This window comes from Phyllobacterium myrsinacearum, assembly GCF_014138285.1.
Classification (GTDB): domain Bacteria; phylum Pseudomonadota; class Alphaproteobacteria; order Rhizobiales; family Rhizobiaceae; genus Phyllobacterium; species Phyllobacterium myrsinacearum_A.
This window is the reverse complement of the sequence record NZ_JACGXN010000006.1, coordinates 33,953-55,573: the sequence shown is the minus strand read 5'-3', so window position 1 is coordinate 55,573 and position 21,621 is coordinate 33,953. Positions and strand designations below refer to the sequence as shown.

Genomic DNA, 21,621 nt, shown 5'->3' with positions numbered 1-21,621 from the left:
TCCGTAATCGGATCAGTGCCGAAACTAATCATGATCCAACTCCGTATTTCCACCGTATGCACTGATGTTGAAAGAAACAACGGCTGATCACCCTGATCCCGGTTGTTTCCACATGATGGACACGGGAGAACATCGTTGAAAATTGCCGTTATAGGATCGGGTATTTCGGGCATGTCGGCCGCGTGGCTTCTTTCCCAGAACCATGAAGTGACCGTATTCGAACGTGAAGCACGCGTGGGCGGTCACAGCAATACTTTCCTTGTCGATCAGAAAGGCAAGAAACCTATTCCCGTCGACACCGGTTTCATCGTTTTCAATGAAAATACCTATCCGAATCTCATCGCTCTGTTCGATCATCTCGGCGTTGAAACAGCAGCGTCGGACATGTCGTTTGCGGTATCCCTTGACGGCGGGAAACTGGAATATTCCGGCACGGGTTTCAGCGGCCTGTTTGCCCAGCAACGAAACCTGTTCAATCCCCGTTTCTGGATGATGCTGCGCGATCTGCTGCGTTTCTATCGTGAGACACCGGCACATGCGGGCAAGCTTGGCCTGCTCGGCCTGGGTGATTTTCTGGAACGGGAGGGATATGGGCGCGCCTTCCGCGATGACCATCTTCTTCCTATGGCGGCAGCTATCTGGTCAGCACCGGCGTCGACCCTGCTGGAGTATCCTGCGGAGGCTTTCATCCGCTTTTGCGACAATCATGGCCTGCTGAAGCTTGCCAACCGGCCGCTCTGGCGCACGGTCAGGGGTGGCAGCCGTGCCTATGTCGACCGCCTGACAGCGCGATATGGGGACCGGATCCGGACGGGTTGTGCAGCCGCATCCATCCGGCGGGGCAAGGGCAACGCCGCTGTCACGGACATCCACGGAACAACACACGTTTTCGATCATGTCGTCTTGGCCAGTCATGCCGATGAATCACTGGCGCTCCTGTCTGACCCGACCCCCATGGAAGCAAATCTTCTTTCGGCCTTCCGCTATTCGGTGAACCGGGCCGTCCTGCATGAAGATGAAACCCTCATGCCCAAACGGCGCGCTGTCTGGTCCAGCTGGAACTATCTGGGGCAACGCCGCGAAGCCAGCACCGGCAACCAACTCTGTGTCACCTATTGGATGAACCGATTGCAGCCGCTCGACACCGACCGTCAGTTCTTTGTCACGCTCAATCCGCAGTATCAGCCCGACCCGCAAAAAATTCTTCATACGGAGACCTATACCCACCCGATTTTCGACGGCGTCGCGATGCAGGCACAAAGACAACTCTGGCAGATGCAGGGCCAGCACAACACGTGGTACTGCGGCGCATATTTTGGTGCGGGATTCCATGAGGACGGATTGCAGTCGGGCCTCGCGGTGGCGGAAGATCTCGGCGGCTTGCGCAGACCGTGGAATATTGTCGATGAATCCGGGCGCATCTATCGTCAAAACCGCCCCGAGCCAGGAAAGGTTGCAGCATGAGTGCATTCCTCTCGGCAATTTACACGGGCAGGGTTACGCACAGGCGCATGCGTCCCAAGCGGCATTTTCTGCGTTACCGCATGTTCTACATGCTGCTTGATATAGACGAGATAAAAGGCATTGCGCTGACCAACCGGTGGTTCTCGCACAACCGTTTCAATCTCTTCAGTTTCTTCGACCGGGATCACGGTTCGAAGTTTGACGCTGCTGCAGGATGTTCTGACCTGCGCGCATATGTTGAAAACCATCTGCGCGAGGCGAGGATGGTACCCGATGGAGGGCCGATCAAGCTGATGACAATGCCCAGAATACTGGGCTACGTCTTCAACCCCCTGAGCGTCTATTTCTGCCATGACGTCAATGGCACATTGAAGGCCCTGATCTACGAGGTGAACAATACGTTCGGCCAGCGTCACAGCTACGTATTTCAGCTGGATGATACGGACGACGGCAAACCGCTGCATCAGGAATGCCGGAAGGAGTTTTACGTCTCACCTTTCATGGACATGGCGCTGGATTATGATTTCACCATCACGCGGCCATCCAGCAGTGCATCTGTCGTCATCAATGCCAGCGATCAGGATGGATTGATCATCGCAACAGCCTTTGCAGGACAACGGCGCGAATTCAGCGACTGGAATTTGTTGAAACTGTTTTTCGGCTATCCCTTGCTGACACTCAAGGTCATTGCAGGCATCCATTGGGAAGCTCTATGGATCCGGGTGAAGGGTGTTCGCATCAAACCCCGGCCGCAAACACCCATTCAAACCCGGACAATTATTCCGCAACGGACAAAAAGTGATATCCAGTTCTCAAAATGACCGATGCCCATGGCTGAACAGCAATCGTTGACATCAGATGCTCCTGTTGTTCTCCTGTTCAGGCATGACCTGCGGGTGAACGATAACAGGGCTCTCTACGCAGCGGCACAAACGGGAAAACCCGTCATACCCGTATTCATTCTGGATGAGCACAGTGACGACGTGCGGCCCGTCGGCGGAGCGCGGAGATGGTGGCTGCATCATTCGCTGACAGCACTCGAAACATCATTGAAAGCCCTTGGTGCCACGCTTCTTCTCAAACGCGGTGCAACACAGAATATTGTTGACCGGCTGCTGGATGAAACTGCTGCCGATATGGTTTTATGGAACAGGCGCTACGATCCTCCGGGCGTCGACACAGACAGGAACCTCAAATCTGAACTTGGCCGCCGCGGTCTTACTGCCGAAAGTTTTGACGGGCACCTCCTGCATGAACCATATCTGTTCAAGACGGGAACCGGCGGCTTTTATCGGGTATACTCACCCTTTTGGCGCGCATTCAGTGCAGGCCCCGACCCGCGTGACCCGGTATCCGCACCGGATGGCCTGAAACCCTATGACGGGCCGACAACCTCCGATCGCCTGAAAGATTGGCAGCTTCTGCCTGAGAACCCCGATTGGGCAAAGGGATTTGCCGCGGACTGGACTCCCGGCGAGCGGGGCGCGCAGGACAAGCTGGCGGCGTTTCTTGACGATGCCATTGGTTATTACGGGAATGATCGCGACAAACCGGCTGTTGAAGCCACCTCGCGGCTTTCTCCGCATCTTGCCCATGGCGAGATTACACCCTTCCAGATATGGCATGCCTTGAAAGCGCCTGATCTCGCCGCTGAAGGGCAGGGCACCGACAAATTCCGCAAGGAAATCGGCTGGCGGGAATTCTCGTACCATCTCCTGTTCAACAATCCCCATCTTGCGACCAGAAATTACAACGCCTCTTTCGACGAGTTTCCCTGGCAGAACAAGGCCGACGACCTGCAGGCGTGGCAACGCGGTCTGACAGGTTATCCGATCGTCGATGCAGGCATGCGGCAACTCTGGCAAACCGGCTGGATGCACAACCGCGTCCGCATGATCACCGCATCATTTCTGATCAAGCATCTGCGTATCGACTGGCGCAAAGGCGAGGCCTGGTTCTGGGATACGCTTGTAGATGCCGATCCGGCCAGCAATGCAACCAGTTGGCAATGGGTCGCCGGATCGGGGGCGGACGCCGCTCCTTACTTCCGCATTTTCAACCCCATGTTGCAGGGAGACAAGTTTGATCCCATGGGACACTACGTCAGGGCGTTCGTTCCGGAATTGAAAAATCTCCCGGATAAATTCCTGCACGTGCCGTGGCTTGCACCCGAGAACATTCTAATGGAAGCAGGCGTTGTTCTGGGTGGCAATTACCCCCACCCGCTGGTGGACCATCAGGCCGCGAGACAGCAGGCGCTGATCGCCTACGCGCGTATCCGGAAGGGGTCGGAAGCGTTCTAAAGGTCAAAGTTAAAATTTGTGAAAAACCTGAATGCGGACACCGCGACGCGGTCTGAGCGCCGATTCTGGATCAAAAAATGGCGAGAATTGGCCCAGTGGTCCACATCGTGCACAATTTTTTTGACGTTTCCGTAAAATTGGCCTGTGGTCCAAACAGCCTGAAAACGCTGCTCATTCCTACTCTTAACTCGATTTAGCATATTTCGTCGACTCGCATAATTCGCATAATTCGGAAAATCGACGGCTTGCGTTTGGCCAAATTTTGGCTTTTGTTCATGCCTTCATAATTCTTCAAAGGGGAAGGACTAAAAAATGTCATTTATGAAACTCAACCTCCGTGCGGCACTGCTGCTTGGATCGCTGATGATCGGCGCAAGCCCTGCACTGGCAGAAGCCGTGCTGCATCGCGGCAACAGCGGTGAACCGCAGACCCTTGATCAGTCGCAAACCTCCATCGATATCGAAGCATTCATCGTCAAGGACCTCTACGAAGGCCTGACGATCTATGATGCCAACGGCAAGATTGTTCCTGGTACCGCTGAAAGCTGGAAAGTATCCGATGACGGCACAGTCTATACATTCAAGCTGCGCGACAATGCCAATTGGTCCGATGGCACGCCGGTAACATCCGAAGATTTCGTCTTCTCGATGCGCCGCGTCGAGGACCCCAAGACCGCAGCTGGCTACGCCAACATTCTCTATCCGATCAAGAATGCTGAAAAGGTCAACAAGGGCACCGCCAAGATCGAAGAACTCGGCGTGAAGGCAGTGGATGCCAAGACGCTGGAAATCACGCTCGAACGTCCGACTCCTTTCTTCATCGAGCTGCTGTCGCACCAGACCGCATTGCCGATCAACAAGGCCAGCTTTGAAAAGAATGGTGCCGATTTCGTCAAACCGGGCAAACTGGTGGGCAATGGCGCGTTCAAGCTGCTTGAGCATGTGCCGAACGACCATCTGACCGTTGCCAAGAACGAGCATTACTGGGATGCAGGCAACGTCAAGCTGGACAAGGTCATCTTCTATCCCCTGGAAGATCAGGCAGCCGCCGTCCGACGATACGAAGCAGGTGAACTGGACCTCGTCTATAACTTCTCCTCCGACCAGATCGAGCGCATGCGCGCAGCCAATCCCAAGCAGGTCCACGTGACCCCGGCATTGGCAACCTATTATTATCCCTTCGACACCCGCACAGCGCCTTTTGACGATGTACGTGTGCGCCGTGCCCTCTCGATGGCCGTCGATCGCGACTTCCTTGCCAAGGACATTTACAACGGCACCAAATTGCCGGTCTATTCCCTTGTTCCGACAGGAATGGAAAACTATGGCGAGCCCTCCAAGGCCGATTTTGCTGACAAATCCCAGCTCGACCGTGAAGACGAAGCACTCAAGCTGATGAAGGAAGCGGGTTACGGCGAAGGCGGCAAGCCTTTGAGCATCGAAATCCGCTACAACACCAACCCGAACCACGAGCGTGTGGCGACGGCTGTTGCGGATATGTGGAAGAAGACCTTCGGCGCCAATGTGACGCTGATGAATCTCGATATCTCCTCGCACTACGCCTATCTTCAGGAAGGCGGCAAGTTCAACGTCGCCCGTGCAGGCTGGACCGCCGATTATGCGGATCCGGAAAACTTCCTCAACCTCAATGTCAGCACCAACAAGACCTTCAACTATGGCCATTATTCCAACCCGGAATTCGATGCCCTGATGAAGAAGTCCTACGATGAACGTAATCCGGCGGAACGCTCGAAGATCCTGCATGCAGCAGAAGCGCTCATCATGCGCGACCAGCCGATCGCACCGCTGATGAATGACGCGAACCTCTGGCTCGTGGCCGACAAGGTCAAGGGCTGGGGCGACAACGCCAACAACGAGCATCTGAGCAAATATCTCAGCGTTGAATAGCAAAGTCTGACGCGCAATCTGCACCCGCAGGTTGCGCGTCTCTCATTTGCCCGGCTCGTTATGTGCCTTTTCTCCGATCGCAAATTCAAAAACCTGATCCATCCGACACTATCCTTTCACCGGATAGTGAACGGACAGACATTGCCATTTCATACCGATCACTGACCATTAAACGGTGAGGAGACAAACAGATGACGTTTGTGAAGTTCAATTTTACCGCCGCATTGCTTGCCGGATCGCTTTTATTGGCAAGCCCGGCGCTCGCCGAAGCGGTTCTGCATCGCGGCAACAGCGGCGAACCGCAGACACTTGATCCGTCACAGACCTCGCTTGAAATCGAGGCATTTATCCTCAAAGACCTTTACGAAGGCCTGACCAGCTATGATCCGGCTGGCAAGATTGTACCGGGCGCAGCGGAAAGCTGGACCGTATCCGACGACGGCACGGTCTATACCTTCAAGATCCGCGCCAACGCCAACTGGTCTGACGGGTCGCCTGTCACCGCGGATGACTTCATTTTCTCGTTCAAGCGTGTTGAAGAGCCGAAGACAGCCGCAGGCTATGCCAATATGCTCTATCCCATCAAGAATGCGGAAAAGATCAACAAGGGCGAACTTCCTGTCGATCAGATGGGCATGAAAGCGCTCGATGCCAAGACGCTCGAAATTACCCTGGAACGCGCGACACCGTTCTTCGTGGAGTTGCTGGCGCACCAGACCGCATTGCCGGTGAACAAGGCAAGTCTCGAAAAGAACGGAGCCGAGTTCATCAAGCCCGGCAAACTCGTCTCCAACGGTGCATTCGAACTTGTCGAACACGTACAGAACGATCATCTCACCGCTGCCAAGAACCCGGACTACTGGGGCGCCGCCGATGTGAAACTCGACAAGGTGATCTTCTACCCGACCGAGGATCAGGCGGCGGCCGTGCGCCGCTTCGAGGCCAAGGAAATGGACCTCGTCTACAACTTTTCGGCCGACCAGATCGAACGCCTGCGCGCATCCATGGGCGATCAGGTGCGCATTACCCCGGCACTGTCGACCTATTTCTATTCCTTCGATACCCGTGTCGAACCATTCAGCGATGTGCGCGTCCGCCGGGCGCTGTCGATGGCCATCGATCGCGACTTCCTGTCGAAGGAAATTTACAAAGGCGCGCAGATTCCGACCTATTCCCTCGTGCCGCTTGGTATTGCCAATTATGGCGAACCAGCCAAGTCCGACTTCGCAGACATGTCGCAGCTTGATCGCGAAGACAAGGCACTCGAACTGATGAAGGAGGCGGGTTATGGCGAGGGGGGCAAGCCGCTCAACATTGAAATCCGCTACAACACCAATCCCAATCACGAACGCGTCGCGATCGCCGTTGCCGATATGTGGAAGAAGACGTTCGGCGCCAATGTCACCTTGCTGCAGAACGACATCAGTGCCCACTACGCTTATCTGAAAGAGGGCGGGAAGTTCAACGTGGCGCGCGCCGGCTGGACGGCGGATTATGCCGATGCCGAGAACTTCATGGTCATCAATCTGAGCACGAACACGACGTTCAACTATGGCCGCTGGAACAATCCGGAATTCGATGCCCTGGTCAAGAAATCCTATGACGAAAAGGACCCGGCAGCCCGTTCCAAGATCCTGCATGAGGCCGAAGCACTGGTCCTGCGCGATCAGCCGGTCGCTCCGATGATGAACTTCGGACAACTCTGGCTGGTGTCCAACCGGGTCAAGGGTTGGAAGGACAACGGTACCAATGATCATTTGAGCAAGTATCTGAGCCTTGAACAGTAACCGCATTCACGCTGCCCTGTGCGCAACGTGTTTGGATCAATAAGGGAAAGGACGGTAATGATGTCTGTGAAATTCAATCTACGCACCGCGCTCCTGCTTGGCACGCTGATGCTTATCGCGAGTCCAGCCCTTGCTGAGGCGGTTCTGCAACGGGGCAATTCCGGTGAACCCAACACGCTGGATCAATCCCAGACATCCATTGATATCGAAGCTTTCATCGTCAAAGATCTGTATGAGGGTCTGACGATCTACGACGCCAGCGGCAAGATCGTGCCGGGAACAGCGGAAAGCTGGAAAGTTTCCGACGATGGCACCGTTTACACCTTCAAGCTGCGTGACAAGGCAAACTGGTCTGACGGCACGCCCGTCACCGCAGAGGATTTCGTCTTCTCTTATCGCCGCATCGAAGACCCGAAGACAGCTGCCAAATATGCTAATATCCTTTACCCCATCAAGAATGCCGACAAGATCAACAAGGGTGAACTACCCGTTGACCAGCTCGGCGTGAAAGCCGTTGATGCGAAGACGCTCGAGGTCACTCTGGAGCGCGCAACACCATTCCTTCTGGAACTGCTGGCACACCAAACCGCGCTTCCGGTGAATAAGGCAAGTTTGGAGAAAAACGGCGCGGATTTCGTCAAGCCGGGCAAACTTGTCAGCAACGGCGCCTTCAAGTTGCTTGAACACGTGCCGAACGATCATCTGACCGCTGGCAAGAATCCGGAATACTGGGATGCTGCCAGCGTCAAGTTGGATAAAGTAGTTTTCTATCCGACTGAGGATGATGCGGCCGCGCTCAGACGTTTTGAAGCCAAGGAAATGGATATCGTCTTCAATTTCTCGGCGGATCAGATCGCGCGCTTGCGCAAGTCCTTTGGAGAACAGGTTCATATTTCACCCCGTCTCGGGACCTATTATTACGCTTTTGACTCGCGCACCGAGCCCTTTAACGATGTGCGCGTACGCAATGCGCTGTCCATGGCCATCGATCGCGATTTTCTTGCCAATGAAATCTACAGTGGCGCGCAATTACCGGCATATTCAGTCGTAGCTCCGGGTATTGCCAGCTACGGCGAACCTGAAAAGCCGGCTTTTGCCAGCATGTCCCAGCTTGATCGCGACGATAAGGCAGTCGCTCTGATGAAAGAGGCCGGATACGGCGAGGGCGGCAAGCCACTGAACATTGAAATCCGTTACAACACCAATGCCAACCATGAGCGCATCGCCACTGCTGTCGCTGACAATTGGAAGAAGGCATTCGGCGCCAATGTCACCCTGATGAATCTCGATGTGTCATCTCACTACGCCTACCTGCAGGAGGGCGGCAAGTTCAACGTCGCCCGGGCGGGTTGGATCGCCGACTATGCCGATGCAGAAACCTTTCTGGCGCTCGACATGAGCACCAACAAGACCTTCAATTACGGACACTATAACAACCCGGAATATGATGCGCTGATGAAGCAATCCTATGACGAGCGCGATCCGGTGGCTCGTTCCAAGATCATGCACCAGGCAGAAGCCCTGCTGGCGCGTGATCAACCGGTCACCACACTGATGAACAGTGCCAATCTTTGGCTTATCGCCAGCAAAGTCAAAGGCTGGGTCGATAATGCCCCCAACGAACACCTGAGCAAATATCTGAGCCTTGCGGAACAATGATCCATTTGAATGCAACGGTACAATAGAGTGAGTAGGTGCAGCTGCTGCGGAAGCTGCACAGAAGAGAGAGTACATCTCCATGTTTCATTTCGTCCTTCGCCGACTGGCGAGTGCAGTGCCGACATTGTTTATTGTCGTCACCATTTCGTTCTTCCTGATGCGGTTTGCACCGGGCGGTCCCTTCAACCTTGAAAGACCGCTGCCGCCGGCGACGATGGAAAACCTGATGAAGGCCTACCATCTCGACCAGCCGCTCTGGAACCAGTATCTGCAATATCTCAAGAATGCAGTGACCGGCGATTTCGGCCCGAGCTATATCTACAAGGACAACACAATTGCCGAACTGATCGGCAAAGGTTTGCCGTATTCGGTCGAGCTTGGCTTTTATGCCTTGCTGCTTGCGCTCGTCGGCGGCGTCACCGTCGGTACAATCGCAGCGTTGCGGCAAAACAGTTTCCTCGATTTTCTGATCATGTCCGTCGCAACAATCGGGGTGACCGTCCCCAATTTCGTTGTCGGTCCCGTACTCACATTGATCTTTGCAGTGTTGCTGTCACTCCTGCCCGCAGGCGGTTGGGGTGATGGCTCCTGGCGCTTTCTTATATTGCCGATGATCGCCTTGGCACTGCCGCAGCTGGCCGTCTTTGCCCGCCTCACACGCGGCTCCATGATTGAGGGCCTGCATACGGATCACATTCGCACGGCACGTGCCTATGGATTGCCGCCAAGAACAGTCGTCATCACCCATGCGATGCGCGGGGCCCTTCTGCCGGTTGTTTCCTATCTTGCGCCCTGCGCCGCCGCCTTGCTGACCGGCTCGGCTGTGGTCGAAACTATCTTCACCATCCCGGGTGTCGGCCGTTATTTCGTGCTGGGTGCCATCAATCGCGATTATACGCTTGTGATGGGAACCGTCGTTCTCGTGGCGATTTTCGTTATCGTTTTCAATCTTGTGGTCGATATTCTGTACGGCCTTCTTGATCCGAGGGTTCGCCATGACTGATATATCCGCAACAATCATTCCACCCGAGGAAAGCAAGGGACGCAGCCTGTTCCAGCTGGCGACAATTCGCTTCCGCCGCAATCGTGCGGCGATGGCTGGTTGTGTCGTGCTGTTCCTGATCACCATCTTTTCGTTCTTCGGACCGTATTTCATCAATCACACCTATGATCAGGTATTTCCGTCCTACGTGACGATCCCGCCAAGTCTTGAGGCCTTGCCCAAGACCGATACGCTCGGCGACGTCATGGCTGGCGTTGCAAGCCGCGCCAAGGTGGAACTGAAAGAGTTTGCCGTTGACGGCAACACGTTTACGGCAACCGTTCATTCGGATCAGACCATCGATCCGCGCACGACCCGCTATTTCGACCGGGCAAACGAGTTCGACGATACCAAGGTCACCGCCACGGAAGATGACGGCAAAACCCTGAAGCTCTCGGGAAATGTCAATCGCGAGTATTTCTTCTTCGGCACAGATGCCAACGGCCGTGACATGCTGGCCCGCATCATGCTGGGTGGCCAGATTTCGCTGGCTGTCGGCTTTCTTGCCAGTCTTGTTTCTCTGGCCGTCGGTGTCACCTACGGCGCCATTTCCGGCTACATCGGCGGACGCGTCGACAATGTGATGATGCGTCTCATCGAAATTCTCTACTCACTGCCCTTCGTTTTCCTTGTCGTGGTCCTCGTCGTTTTCTTCGGTCGAAGTTTTATCCTGATCTTTCTGGTGATCGGTGCGGTTGAATGGCTTGATATGGCGCGTATCGTTCGCGGTCAGACCCTTGCGCTCAAGCGCCGCGAATTCATCGGGGCAGCGCAGGCTCTGGGTTTGACCGACTGGCAGATCATCCGCCGCCATATCATTCCCAATACGATTGGCCCCGTCATCGTCTTTGTCACGGTCGTGGTTCCGAAAGTCATCCTTCTGGAAAGCTTCCTGTCCTTCCTCGGTCTCGGTGTTCAGGCGCCACTGACCAGCTGGGGCGCTTTGATTTCCGAAGGCGCAAACAAGATGCAATCCGCACCGTGGCTGCTGATTTTCCCTGCCATTTTCTTTGTCATCACCCTGTTTTCCCTGAACTTCATCGGGGATGGCTTACGTGATGCACTCGATCCAAAGGACCGCTAAAATGACGGACAACAAGGATTATGTATTGTCCGTACGCGGACTGAAAGTCGATTTCACCACGCCTGATGGCGATGTGAATGCCGTCAAGGGCATTGATCTCGATGTCCTGCCGGGAGAGACCCTGGCCGTGGTTGGCGAATCCGGCTCTGGCAAGAGCCAGACCATGATGGGTATCATGGGTCTGCTCGCCCAGAACGGCCGTGTGACTGGCTCCGCCAAATATCGCGGCAAGGAACTGGTCGGCCTGCCCACCAAGGCGCTCAATCAGGTCCGCGGCTCGAAGATCACCATGATCTTTCAGGAGCCGATGACGTCGCTCGATCCGCTCTACACCATAGGCCGGCAGATCGCCGAACCCATCGTTCATCACAAGGGCATCAGCTTCAAGCAGGCCAAGATCCGCGTGCTTGAGCTCCTGAAACTTGTCGGCATTCCCGAACCGGAACGACGCATCAACAGCTATCCGCATGAAATGTCCGGCGGCCAGCGCCAGCGCGTCATGATCGCCATGGCGCTTGCCAACGAACCTGATCTTCTGATTGCCGATGAGCCGACCACCGCGCTCGACGTGACGATTCAGGCACAGATCCTCGACCTCCTGCGTGATTTGCAGAAGCGATTCGGCATGGCCATCGTGCTGATCACGCACGATCTTGGTGTGGTGAAACACTTTGCCGAGCGTGTGGTTGTCATGCGGCGCGGCGAGGTCGTGGAAAAAGGGACGATCAAGGACATCTTCGAAAATCCCAAGGAAGATTACACCAAGATGCTTCTGGCCGCAGAGCCCAGCGGGAGCAAATTAGCACCCGACGATAATGCACCGATCATGCTGGAAGGGCGCAATGTAACAGTCGATTTTGCTATCGGCGGCGGTTTCTTCTCCAGTGCACATACCCGTTTCCGGGCGGTAGACGGTGTCACGGTCCGGCTCAAGGAACGGCAAACCATCGGCATTGTCGGTGAATCCGGTTCCGGAAAGTCGACACTCGGCCGGGCGCTTCTGCGACTTTTGCCGAGCAATGGCCAGTATCATTTTGAAAACAAGAACATTTCCAGCTTTGATCGCGCCGCCATGCGGCCACTTCGCCGGGAGTTGCAGCTGGTGTTCCAGGATCCCTATGGCTCGCTTTCGCCGCGCCAGACAGTGGGTGAAATCATCACCGAAGGTTTGCTTATTCATGAGGCGCAACTCTCTCGCTCCGACCGCGACAAGCGTGCCGTAGCCGCATTGAAGGAAGTGGGGCTCGATCCGGCCGCGCGCAATCGCTATCCGCATGAGTTTTCCGGCGGGCAGCGCCAGCGTATTGCCATCGCGCGTGCGATGATCCTAAAGCCGAAAGTGGTCATTCTGGATGAACCGACCTCGGCGCTCGACCGGTCGGTGCAGGGGCAGGTCATTGAACTCCTGCGCGACCTGCAAGCCAAGCATGACCTATCGTATATCTTCATCAGTCACGATCTCGCTGTTATCAAGGCGATGTCCGACTATGTGATCGTGATGAAAAGCGGAAAGATCGTCGAAGAAGGTCAAACCGATGATATTTTCGATGCCCCGCAGCACGATTATACGAAGACGCTGATCGGCGCTGCATTCGATTTGGACTAAGGTCTTGCTTTTGTGGTGAGACGCCATTCTGTAAATGTTTGCGCATGTCGACACATTCGCGGAATTATGGAATGGCGTTTTCCATAGAAGATACGCGCACTGAAGCCGCCGTAAGATGGTTGGCAAAATTACAAAACATGAGCCTTACTGACGTGGTTCCGTAACGCGATTGAAAATGAGCGTAATCGTATGAGGAATGATGTTCCGTTACCTGAAAGATGAGCAGCCCTTTCAGAGCTGTACCGATCCTATCCAGAAATAGAAATCAGGCTGACAAGGTATTCCTCGATGGCCTGTCAGGGGACACAACGAGCAGTTGACGAACGATGCGTCATCAACTGTTTCTGCCTATTAAGGCTTGAACCAAATCGATCTCGTTAAAGCTCCGACCGCCAGGGCGGGTTTGCGCCAGCGCGCGATACCGTCACTGCTGCCGCCTTGACGCCTAGCAGCAGAGCATCGCGGATCTGATTTTCGGTCAACGATGTCAGTCCGGTTTTGACCAGAAGACCCGCCTCCTGCAGTGATGTGAGAACACCGGCGGTAAAGGTATCGCCAGCGCCGACCGTATCGACAACCGCAACCCTCTGCGCCGCGACGTGCACGGCCAGTTCGGACGTATAGCCGGTCACGCCATCGGCACCATGGGTGACGAGAATGAGCTTCGGTCCATGCTGCGATGCCGGGACAACCCAGCGGCGGGCAATCTCTTCCATAGCACCGCTTTCACCGAACCAGCGCATATCCTCGTCGGAAATCTTGACGATATCGCTCATGGCGATCATGCGGCGCATGCGGGCCAGATGCTTTTCCTTGTCGGGGATAAAGCCCGGCCGGATATTGGGATCGAGAACAATGACCCGCTTTTCGTGCTCGCGCGCCATCAGCGCTTCGTAGGTCGAGCCGCAGGGTTCCGGAATGAGGCTGATCGCGCCAAACTGCAATGTCGTGACATTATCATCCAGCGCAGGCAGATCGCCAATAGCAAGCGAACGGCCGGCGCTGTTCTCGTCGTAGAAGATATAGCTGGCCTGGCCATCGGTCAGCCGCACGAAGGCAAGTGTGGTGGGCTGGGGCGAAATGTGGGCATAGCGGGTGCCGACATGGTTGGCAGCCAGACTGTCCCGCAGCATCTGCCCGAAGAAATCCGAAGAAACGCCAGAATAGAATTCTGTCGGAACGCCGAGGCGGCCCAGAGCGATGGCTGTATTGAAAACTGCACCGCCGACATAGGGTGCAAAAGCCGGTTCTCCCGCCTCGCTCGTGCGCGGCAACATGTCGATCAGTGCTTCACCACAACATAGGATCATTTGTCAGTTTCTTTCGATGGATAGATGACGCCCTTGCGGACGATGATATTGCCATAAAGTCTCGGTTCGCTCGTCGCGATGATCGTGTGGGCGTTTTTCACCCGTGTGTAGAACGCATCGCCGACCAGCGGCAAGAGCGAAAATCCAGGAGCGCGGCGCGCACAAACTTCGGCCATTTCCTCATGTACCGGATCAAGAAGATCGGGGTTCCCGTTCACCGTGGCACGGAACAGCGCCTGCGGGACAAAATCGTCAACTGGCATCACCTGCAGGATAGCGTCGAGAATAGGAATCAACGGCAGGCCATCGGCGCGGATCAGCCTTCGGGCATGTTCGAGCGCCGGATAATTTCCATCGACAAGCGCGATCTCGTCGCCATGCCCCATTGAGCGCAAGGTCGCGAGAAGCTCCGGGCCCAGAATGGGCGGAATACCAATCAGCACGTTCAATCAACCTTTCTGAATATTTTCTGCCCGATAAGGAAGCGGTCCGACAGGGCAAGGCTGGCAGCGCCCAGGGCCCGGGCGTGAATGCCGACTGAGCCTTCGGTAATGGCGGGCAACTCGATCCCCTCAAGATCAAACGTTCCGACGTGTTTGCGCACCGCATCGACAATCCGCATACGCACCGATGCCGGCATCCAGCCATCGATAACAGCTGCTTCAAAATCCACCACCGACGCTGCAGCGATCACCGCCTGCGCAATGGCTTTGGCGGAGCGGTCAATCCAGCCATCGAGTTCGTCACCCATGAGCCCCCAATCGTCGGGGGAGGTCCACAGGGGGGAGGGGTCACGGCCAAGGCCGGTAACGATGCGCTCCAATGCAGTAATTGAAGCAATGTCGATCAGCTGTTGTGTTGTCCCGTCGGGACCCGGCACGGGCATGGAGCCCAATGCGCCGGCATTGCCGGTACGCCCCGCATAGAGACTGCCATTGATGACGATACCGCCGCCGATGAACGATCCGATGTAAAAGTACACGAAATCGTTGAGGTCTTTCGTCTCGCCAAAGACAAGTTCCGCACCGCAGGCCGCTGTGATGTCGTTCTGCAAGTAGACCGGGAAATCGCAGATCGCGGCGATGGATGCCTTGATATCGGATTGGCGCCATTGATCGAGAATTTCCTGCGGTGCGCCGACCGTATCGGCCCATTTCCACAATTCAAACGGCGCAGCAATGCCAAGGCCGGCCACCTTCAAACGCTGCTTTTCGTCAAGTCCATCCAGCATTCCCGCTATGCCTTCTCTGGTGAAGGCCACCACTGAGTCCGGTGTTGGATAGGGGTAAGGCATATGGCGCATGGACCGGATACGCCCGACGAAATCGATCAGCACAAGGTCTGCGCTGCGCCGTCCGATCTTGAGGCCAAGGAAGAAGGCACCTTCCGGATTGAGAGACATGGGGATCAGTGGCTGGCCGATCCGGCCGCGCAAGGGCTCTTCGCGTGAAAGGAGCTCATCGGCCTCCAGCATGCGCATGATGATCGAGATCGTCTGCGCGGAAAGACCTGTCATCCGCGCAATGGCGGTCTTCGCAAGACTGCCATGTTGACGCAACAGCGAAAGCACGACCCGCTCATTGTGATCGCGCATGCCGCTCTGGTTTGTTCCCTGATGGAGCGGCGGCCGTGTTCCTCCCGGACCGTGGCGCTCCGATAGTCTGATGCCCAAAAGGACGTCCTCCCTGATATCGGCGCGACAATGGAACCATCAGGCAAACCTGTCAATAATAAATAAGAGTGATTTATTAATGTTGACAGGCCGACGAGGCTGGTATTTCCTAAGCGCAGCACTTGGCCGGGAGGATAACTGTCCGAGATGTTCATGCGAAAGTAGGGCTGCCCATCGGCGGCGCGTTGCAATACGATCAAACTCTGGGAGGTAATGACATGCGCAAAAGCATTTATCTGAAATCAACCATTCTTGGTGCCGCCGTTGTGGCAATCACGGCCTTTGCGGTTCCGGCACAGGCTGCAGGCGTCGGTGCCTGCCTCATCACCAAAACGGACACCAATCCATTCTTCGTAAAGATGAAGGAAGGTGCCGTTGCCAAGGCAAAAGAACTGGGTGTTGAGCTCAAAACCTATGCCGGCAAGATCGACGGCGACAGCGAAAGCCAGGTGGCTGCGATCGAAACCTGCATCGCCGACGGTGCCAAGGGCATCCTGATCACGGCGTCCGACACGGCCGGCATTGTTTCTTCGGTCAAGCAGGCGCGCGATGCGGGCGTTCTGGTCATTGCGCTCGACACGCCGCTTGATCCCGTCGATGCCGCAGACGCAACATTTGCCACGGACAATCTTCTGGCCGGTGAACTCATCGGAAAATGGGCCGCAGGTACATTGGGCGACAAAGCCAAGGATGCGAAGGTGGCATTCCTCGATCTGACACCGTCCCAGCCGTCCGTCGACGTTCTGCGTGACCAGGGCTTCATGAAGGGCTTCGGCATTGATGTTGTTGATATCAACAAGATTGGCGACGAAAAAGATCCGCGCATTGTCGGCCACGACATCACCAACGGCAATGAAGAAGGTGGTCGCAAGGCCATGGAAAACCTTCTGCAGAAGGATCCGGGGATCAATGTCGTTCACACGATCAACGAGCCTGCTGCAGCCGGTGCCTATGAAGCGCTGAAGGCATTCGGCAAGGAAAAGGACGTGCTGATTGTTTCCATCGACGGCGGTTGCCCAGGCGTGAAAAACGTCGAGGCCGGTGTCATCGGCGCAACTTCACAGCAATATCCTTTGATGATGGCTGCCCTCGGTATTGAAGCCATCAAGAAATTCGCTGACACCGGCGAGAAGCCAAAGCCGACAGAAGGCAAGAACTTCTTTGACACAGGCGTTTCCCTGGTCACCGACAAGCCAGTCAAAGGTGTCGAATCCATCGACGTGAAAAGCGGCCTTGCCAAGTGCTGGGGCTGATTGCGTCCTGATTTGACAGAAAAGCAAGCAGGCAAGGAGAGGACGGTGTAAAACCGGCCTCTCCAGACTGCGCAAATTTCGGGGAGCCCACCCATGACCGAAACAAATCCGGCATCACAACCCAAGCAGGAATTCGAGAGCGTGCTGACGCAAAGCGCGACAGCCGTCGCCAATTTCGACAGCGAGCGGAAAAACCTTGTCGAACGGACACGCCACTTTCTTCACTCAAGCCCGGCAGCTGTTCCGCTGATCGTGCTGGTGCTGTCGCTCGTCGTTTTCGCCGTCATCGTCGGTTCGCGTTTCTTCACACCCTTTGCCCTGTCGCTCATTCTGCAACAGGTCGCCATTGTCGGCATCGTCGGCGCGGCTCAGACATTGGTGATCCTGACCGCGGGTATTGACCTTTCCGTCGGAGCGATCATGGTTCTCACCTCCGTCGTCATGGGGCAATTCACTTTCCGTTATGGATTGCCGGTCGAACTTTCCATCCTGTGCGGCGTCGCACTCGGCGGCCTGTGCGGCCTGATCAACGGCATCCTGATCGCCTATGTAAAACTGCCTCCCTTCATCGTCACACTCGGCACCTGGCAGATTTTTCTGGCAACGACTTATATCTACTCCGCCAATGAAACGATCCGCGCACAGGACATTGAAACAAATGCCCGCATGCTCCAGTTCTTTGGCGAGAAAATCCAGATCGGCAGTGCCACTTTCACCTATGGCGTATTTGCCATGATCCTTTTGATCGCTGTTCTCTGGTATGTGCTGAACCACACGGCCTGGGGCCGCCATCTCTATGCGATCGGTGACGATCCGGAAGCCGCCGAACTGGCGGGCGTCAGAACCAAACGTGTTCTGATTTCCGTTTATGTGCTGGCGGGTTTCATCTGCGCATTGGCAGGCTGGGCACAGATCGGCCGCAACGGCTCCGTATCACCGCAGGTTGGTCAGTTCGCCAATATCGAATCCATCACCGCGGTGGTTATCGGCGGCATGTCTCTCTTCGGCGGTCGCGGCTCAATCCTCGGCATGCTCTTCGGCGCGCTCATCGTTGGCGTCTTCTCGTTCGGCATGCGCATGTATGGCACCGACGTTCAATGGACCTATCTGATGATCGGCGTCCTGATCATTACGGCCGTTGCAATCGATCAGTGGATCAGAAAGGTAGCAGGCTGATGACTAAGGAACCCATTCTGACGGCCCGCGGTCTGGTCAAGCGTTATGGCCGTGTTACCGCTCTCGATCATGCTGATTTCGATCTCTATGCCGGCGAAGTCCTCGCCGTCATTGGTGATAACGGCGCGGGAAAATCCTCGCTGATCAAGGCAATCTCGGGTGCTGTTCATCCCGACGAAGGCGAAATCAAACTTGACGGCAAGCCGATCAATTTCCGCTCGCCCATGGAAGCGCGCGACGCCGGGATCGAAACCGTCTACCAGAATCTTGCGCTGTCACCGGCTCTTTCGATTGCCGACAATATGTTTCTCGGACGCGAAATCAGGAAACCGGGGATTCTGGGCAGCTGGCTGCGCATGCTTGATCGCAAAGCTATGGAGAAGCAGGCACGCGACAAACTCACCGAACTTGGCCTGATGACCATTCAGAACATCAGCCAGGCGGTCGAAACCTTGTCGGGCGGTCAGCGGCAGGGTGTCGCCGTGGCACGTGCGGCAGCATTCGGCTCCAAGGTCGTGATCATGGACGAGCCGACGGCGGCGCTCGGCGTCAAGGAGTCACGCCGGGTTCTGGAACTCATCCAGGATGTGAAAAAGCGCGGATTGCCGATTGTGCTGATCTCCCACAACATGCCACATGTATTTGAAGTGGCGGACCGCATCCACATCCACCGGCTTGGCAAACGCCTTTGCGTCATCAACCCAAAGGAATATACCATGTCGGATGCCGTGGCATTCATGACGGGCGCCAAGGAGCCACCCGCCAGTCTTGTTGCATGAAGGACAAAATTAAAAAAATGAAACGCTCAGAAGTCAATGCGATCATCCGTGAAAGCGACAAATTCATCCGCTCCTTCGGCTATGTCATGCCGCCTTTCGCCTATTGGTCGCCGGAAGAGCTCAAGACCCGCACGTCAAGTGATTCCAAGGCCATTCTTGATGCCAGACTCGGCTGGGATATTACCGACTATGGCCAGGGCAAGTTCGATGAACTTGGCCTGTTCCTCTTCACCACCCGCAATGGCAATCAGGAAGACCTGAAAAAGGGCGGCGGTATGCTCTATGCGGAAAAGATCATGATCTCGCGTGAAAAGCAGCTTTCGCCGATGCATCGCCATATCGTCAAGGCCGAGGATATCATCAACCGCGGCGGCGGTACGCTCGTGCTGGAACTGTTCAACTCGAATGCCGATGGCAGTGTTGACGAGAAGACCGATGTGGAAGTGGCAACGGACGGTCGGATTGTCAGGCAGAAAGCTGGTGGTCTGCTGAAGCTGCAGCCGGGCGAAAGCGTTACGCTCCTGCCGGGAAACTGGCATGCATTCTGGGGCGAGGGCGGTGACGTTCTGATCGGCGAAGTTTCCACGGTCAATGACGACCTCACGGACAATATCTTCCGCGAACCAATCGGCCGCTTTTCTTCCATCGAAGAAGACGAAGCACCCGTACATCTTCTTGTTTCCGATTATGACAAATGGCTTGCCTGAACCGTCTGACGATTTTGGCAACGGGCAGCATTCAATGATGATAGCGATCGATGATCTGGTCACGGCCATTCTGGCCCGCGCCACCAAAACCAAACGTTTGATCGTTGCTATTGCCGGCCCCCCCGGGGCCGGCAAATCCACCGTTTCTGCCGCCATTTGCGCGGCGATCAATGCCAGAGAAAATGATGCAGCGGTCGTGGTTCCCATGGATGGGTTCCATCTCGACAATGCCATTCTCGATGCCCGCGATCAGCGCAAGCGCAAGGGATCACCACCCACATTTGACTGTGCCGGTTTTGAAGTCCTGCTGAAGCGGCTGCTCGCAGGGGAAAATGACGTGATCATCCCGCTTTTTGACCGCAAGCTTGATCTGGCTAGAGCTGGTGCAGCCGTAGTGAGCGGTGATCAGCATATTCTTCTGGTCGAGGGAAATTATCTCCTCCTGGACCAATCGCCTTGGGACAGGCTGGCACCGCTCTTCGATATGACGGTGTTCCTGCAGGTGGACCGTATCGAACTGGAAAACCGTCTGGTGCAAAGATGGCTTGGCTTCGGTTACAATGTCGGCTCGGCACAGCAGCGCGCCCTCTCGAACGATATTCCCAATGCCGACCTCGTGCTGTCCGGTTCACGCCCCGCCGATTACACGGTCCTCAATTAGGACCGTCATCTTGATGTAACAGGGAAAGGTCATGAGCTGTCTTTTCCCGGGCAGTTGTACCCGCCATATACAGACGCGATGATGAACAGCCTTTATCCAGAAACTGAACCCTACGATCATGGCATGCTTGCTGTGGGCGATGGCAATGAAATCCATTGGGAATCGTGCGGCAATCCGCAGGGTATTCCCGTCCTTGTCCTTCACGGTGGCCCGGGTTCGGGCTCTTCAGCAAGCGCACGGCGTTTCTTCGATCCGGGTCGTTACCGCGTCATCCTGTTCGACCAGCGGGGTTGCGGCCTCAGTACACCCCATGCGAGCGATCCGCAGACGGATATGTCTGTCAATACCACAGCACATTTGCTGAGAGATATCGAATGTTTACGCAAGCATCTTGATGTAACGAATTGGCTCCTTTTCGGCATATCATGGGGCTGTACGCTCGGGCTTGCCTATGCCGAAACACATCCGGGTCGTGTTCTGGCTTTGGTGGTCGCTGGCGTGACTACCACTCGACGATCCGAGATCGACTGGCTTTATCGCGATATTGCCCCGCTGTTTCCCGTACAATGGGAATGTTTCCGGCGAGGAGCTGAACAGGATAGCCAGCGGCATATCTCCGGTGCGTGGTTCGACAAGCTCACCATGAGGGGGATTGCTGTTTTGCAGAAGCAAGACCTCCCTCATGGTGAGCTTGTCGAACCACGCACTCAATCGATGCAGGCTGAGTTTGCCAAAACTACCCATGAGCCGGATGACGATCTCATCGCTTCCTATCATTACCTCTTGAACGATGCTGATCCAGTCATCCGTTTGAAAGCCGCGCGGGACTGGCATGCATGGGAAGCCGCATCCATCCTTGTTGGTCCCAAGGCAGCACTCTCGCCAAAGTGGTCAGATGATCGCTTTATTCTGGCGCGCGCCCGGATCATCACCCATTACTTCCATCACAATGCGTGGCTGGAAGACAGGCGTTTATTAAACAATGCCAATAGATTGAAAGGGATTCCTGGCGTGATGGTGCAGGGACGCTTCGATCTTGAAGCCCCACTCGTCACGGCATGGGAACTCTCAAAGGTCTGGCCGGATGGCGAGCTTGTCATTGTGCCCAATGCTGGCCATTCACCGGGAAGTCCGGGCATGACGGACGCCATTGTGTCCGCAACGGACAGATTGGCGCGAACGCTCGGCAGTTGATCAGAAGAGAACGGGG

18 protein-coding genes are annotated in these 21,621 nt (G+C 55.6%); 15 read left to right on the top strand and 3 right to left on the bottom strand.

Going from position 1 to position 21,621, the window contains the following annotated elements; translation table 11 throughout:
- Positions 1-135: 135 nt before the first annotated feature.
- The 9 genes from FHW16_RS17855 (at position 136) to FHW16_RS17815 (ending at position 12,853) form a co-directional block, all read left to right on the top strand.
- Positions 136-1,464, top strand: coding sequence for an NAD(P)/FAD-dependent oxidoreductase (locus FHW16_RS17855; protein WP_182550628.1), 1,329 nt, complete (start codon positions 136-138; stop codon positions 1,462-1,464).
- Positions 1,461-2,285: a DUF1365 domain-containing protein gene (locus FHW16_RS17850; protein ID WP_182550627.1), complete on the top strand. Its 825-nt coding sequence runs from the start codon at positions 1,461-1,463 to the stop codon at positions 2,283-2,285. The genes FHW16_RS17855 and FHW16_RS17850 overlap by 4 nt, the downstream gene beginning before the upstream one ends.
- A gap of 3 nt (positions 2,286-2,288) precedes the next feature.
- A complete protein-coding gene (locus tag FHW16_RS17845; protein WP_182550626.1) occupies positions 2,289-3,767 on the top strand; it encodes a cryptochrome/photolyase family protein in 1,479 nt (492 codons plus the stop codon).
- Positions 3,768-4,079: 312 nt separating this feature from the next.
- Positions 4,080-5,675 carry a peptide ABC transporter substrate-binding protein gene (locus tag FHW16_RS17840; RefSeq protein WP_182550625.1) on the top strand — a complete coding sequence of 532 codons (1,596 nt, stop codon included), beginning with the start codon at positions 4,080-4,082 and terminating at the stop codon, positions 5,673-5,675.
- A 191-nt stretch (positions 5,676-5,866) separates the two neighbouring features.
- Positions 5,867-7,462, top strand: coding sequence for a peptide ABC transporter substrate-binding protein (locus tag FHW16_RS17835; protein WP_182550624.1), 1,596 nt, complete (start codon positions 5,867-5,869; stop codon positions 7,460-7,462).
- A gap of 57 nt (positions 7,463-7,519) precedes the next feature.
- Positions 7,520-9,121 (top strand): peptide ABC transporter substrate-binding protein, encoded by a 1,602-nt coding sequence (locus tag FHW16_RS17830; protein WP_182550623.1) that lies wholly within the window; start codon positions 7,520-7,522, stop codon positions 9,119-9,121.
- Between the two features lie 79 nt (positions 9,122-9,200).
- Complete coding sequence (oppB, locus tag FHW16_RS17825; RefSeq protein WP_182550622.1) at positions 9,201-10,124, top strand: oligopeptide ABC transporter permease OppB; 924 nt, start codon at positions 9,201-9,203, stop codon at positions 10,122-10,124.
- Entirely contained in the window at positions 10,117-11,247 is a 1,131-nt protein-coding gene (locus tag FHW16_RS17820) for an ABC transporter permease subunit (RefSeq protein ID WP_182550621.1), read from the top strand. The genes oppB and FHW16_RS17820 overlap by 8 nt, the downstream gene beginning before the upstream one ends.
- A gap of 1 nt (position 11,248) precedes the next feature.
- Positions 11,249-12,853, top strand: a complete 1,605-nt coding sequence (locus FHW16_RS17815) for an ABC transporter ATP-binding protein (RefSeq protein WP_182550620.1) — start codon at positions 11,249-11,251, stop codon at positions 12,851-12,853.
- A 377-nt stretch (positions 12,854-13,230) separates the two neighbouring features.
- Here FHW16_RS17815 and FHW16_RS17810 read toward each other — a convergent pair whose 3' ends face one another.
- The 3 genes from FHW16_RS17810 to FHW16_RS17800 are packed head-to-tail and all read right to left on the bottom strand — an operon-like array spanning position 13,231 to position 15,757.
- On the bottom strand, positions 13,231-14,163 hold the full coding sequence (locus FHW16_RS17810) for a carbohydrate kinase family protein (protein WP_182550619.1): 933 nt from the start codon (positions 14,161-14,163) through the stop codon (positions 13,231-13,233).
- Positions 14,160-14,606, bottom strand: a complete 447-nt coding sequence (locus FHW16_RS17805) for an RbsD/FucU domain-containing protein (RefSeq protein WP_182550846.1) — start codon at positions 14,604-14,606, stop codon at positions 14,160-14,162. Before FHW16_RS17805 ends, FHW16_RS17810 begins: the two co-directional genes overlap by 4 nt.
- Before the next feature lie 2 nt (positions 14,607-14,608).
- On the bottom strand, positions 14,609-15,757 hold the full coding sequence (locus FHW16_RS17800) for an ROK family transcriptional regulator (RefSeq protein ID WP_182550845.1): 1,149 nt from the start codon (positions 15,755-15,757) through the stop codon (positions 14,609-14,611).
- A 314-nt stretch (positions 15,758-16,071) separates the two neighbouring features.
- Between FHW16_RS17800 and FHW16_RS17795 the strand changes: the two genes are divergently transcribed.
- From FHW16_RS17795 to FHW16_RS17770, 6 genes are all read left to right on the top strand, one after another.
- Positions 16,072-17,088 carry a sugar ABC transporter substrate-binding protein gene (locus tag FHW16_RS17795; protein ID WP_182550844.1) on the top strand — a complete coding sequence of 339 codons (1,017 nt, stop codon included), beginning with the start codon at positions 16,072-16,074 and terminating at the stop codon, positions 17,086-17,088.
- Between the two features lie 93 nt (positions 17,089-17,181).
- Entirely contained in the window at positions 17,182-18,264 is a 1,083-nt protein-coding gene (locus FHW16_RS17790) for an ABC transporter permease (protein WP_182550617.1), read from the top strand.
- The gene (locus FHW16_RS17785) at positions 18,264-19,043 is read left to right on the top strand and encodes an ATP-binding cassette domain-containing protein (protein ID WP_182550615.1); all 780 of its coding nucleotides are present in this window, start codon (positions 18,264-18,266) and stop codon (positions 19,041-19,043) included. The genes FHW16_RS17790 and FHW16_RS17785 overlap by 1 nt, the downstream gene beginning before the upstream one ends.
- A 17-nt stretch (positions 19,044-19,060) precedes the next feature.
- Positions 19,061-19,750 carry a D-lyxose/D-mannose family sugar isomerase gene (locus FHW16_RS17780; RefSeq protein WP_182550613.1) on the top strand — a complete coding sequence of 230 codons (690 nt, stop codon included), beginning with the start codon at positions 19,061-19,063 and terminating at the stop codon, positions 19,748-19,750.
- A 37-nt stretch (positions 19,751-19,787) separates the two neighbouring features.
- The gene (locus FHW16_RS17775; protein WP_182550843.1) at positions 19,788-20,411 is read left to right on the top strand and encodes a nucleoside/nucleotide kinase family protein; all 624 of its coding nucleotides are present in this window, start codon (positions 19,788-19,790) and stop codon (positions 20,409-20,411) included.
- 81 nt (positions 20,412-20,492) lie between these two features.
- Entirely contained in the window at positions 20,493-21,605 is a 1,113-nt protein-coding gene (locus FHW16_RS17770) for an alpha/beta fold hydrolase (protein ID WP_182550611.1), read from the top strand.
- Positions 21,606-21,621: the final 16 nt, after the last annotated feature.

Excerpts from the sequence above, each read along its gene's own strand:
- FHW16_RS17850 (WP_182550627.1), top strand. The coding sequence starts at position 1,461 with ATGAGTGCATTCCTCTCGGCAATTTACACGGGCAGGGTTACGCACAGG.
- FHW16_RS17845 (WP_182550626.1), top strand. The coding sequence starts at position 2,289 with ATGCCCATGGCTGAACAGCAATCGTTGACATCAGATGCTCCTGTTGTT.
- FHW16_RS17840 (WP_182550625.1), top strand. The coding sequence starts at position 4,080 with ATGTCATTTATGAAACTCAACCTCCGTGCGGCACTGCTGCTTGGATCG.
- FHW16_RS17835 (WP_182550624.1), top strand. The coding sequence starts at position 5,867 with ATGACGTTTGTGAAGTTCAATTTTACCGCCGCATTGCTTGCCGGATCG.
- FHW16_RS17830 (WP_182550623.1), top strand. The coding sequence starts at position 7,520 with ATGATGTCTGTGAAATTCAATCTACGCACCGCGCTCCTGCTTGGCACG.
- oppB (WP_182550622.1), top strand. The coding sequence starts at position 9,201 with ATGTTTCATTTCGTCCTTCGCCGACTGGCGAGTGCAGTGCCGACATTG.
- FHW16_RS17820 (WP_182550621.1), top strand. The coding sequence starts at position 10,117 with ATGACTGATATATCCGCAACAATCATTCCACCCGAGGAAAGCAAGGGA.
- FHW16_RS17815 (WP_182550620.1), top strand. The coding sequence starts at position 11,249 with ATGACGGACAACAAGGATTATGTATTGTCCGTACGCGGACTGAAAGTC.
- FHW16_RS17810 (WP_182550619.1), bottom strand. The coding sequence starts at position 14,163 with ATGATCCTATGTTGTGGTGAAGCACTGATCGACATGTTGCCGCGCACG.
- FHW16_RS17800 (WP_182550845.1), bottom strand. The coding sequence starts at position 15,757 with ATGCGCGATCACAATGAGCGGGTCGTGCTTTCGCTGTTGCGTCAACAT.
- FHW16_RS17790 (WP_182550617.1), top strand. The coding sequence starts at position 17,182 with ATGACCGAAACAAATCCGGCATCACAACCCAAGCAGGAATTCGAGAGC.
- FHW16_RS17785 (WP_182550615.1), top strand. The coding sequence starts at position 18,264 with ATGACTAAGGAACCCATTCTGACGGCCCGCGGTCTGGTCAAGCGTTAT.
- FHW16_RS17780 (WP_182550613.1), top strand. The coding sequence starts at position 19,061 with ATGAAACGCTCAGAAGTCAATGCGATCATCCGTGAAAGCGACAAATTC.
- FHW16_RS17775 (WP_182550843.1), top strand. The coding sequence starts at position 19,788 with ATGATAGCGATCGATGATCTGGTCACGGCCATTCTGGCCCGCGCCACC.
- FHW16_RS17770 (WP_182550611.1), top strand. The coding sequence starts at position 20,493 with ATGAACAGCCTTTATCCAGAAACTGAACCCTACGATCATGGCATGCTT.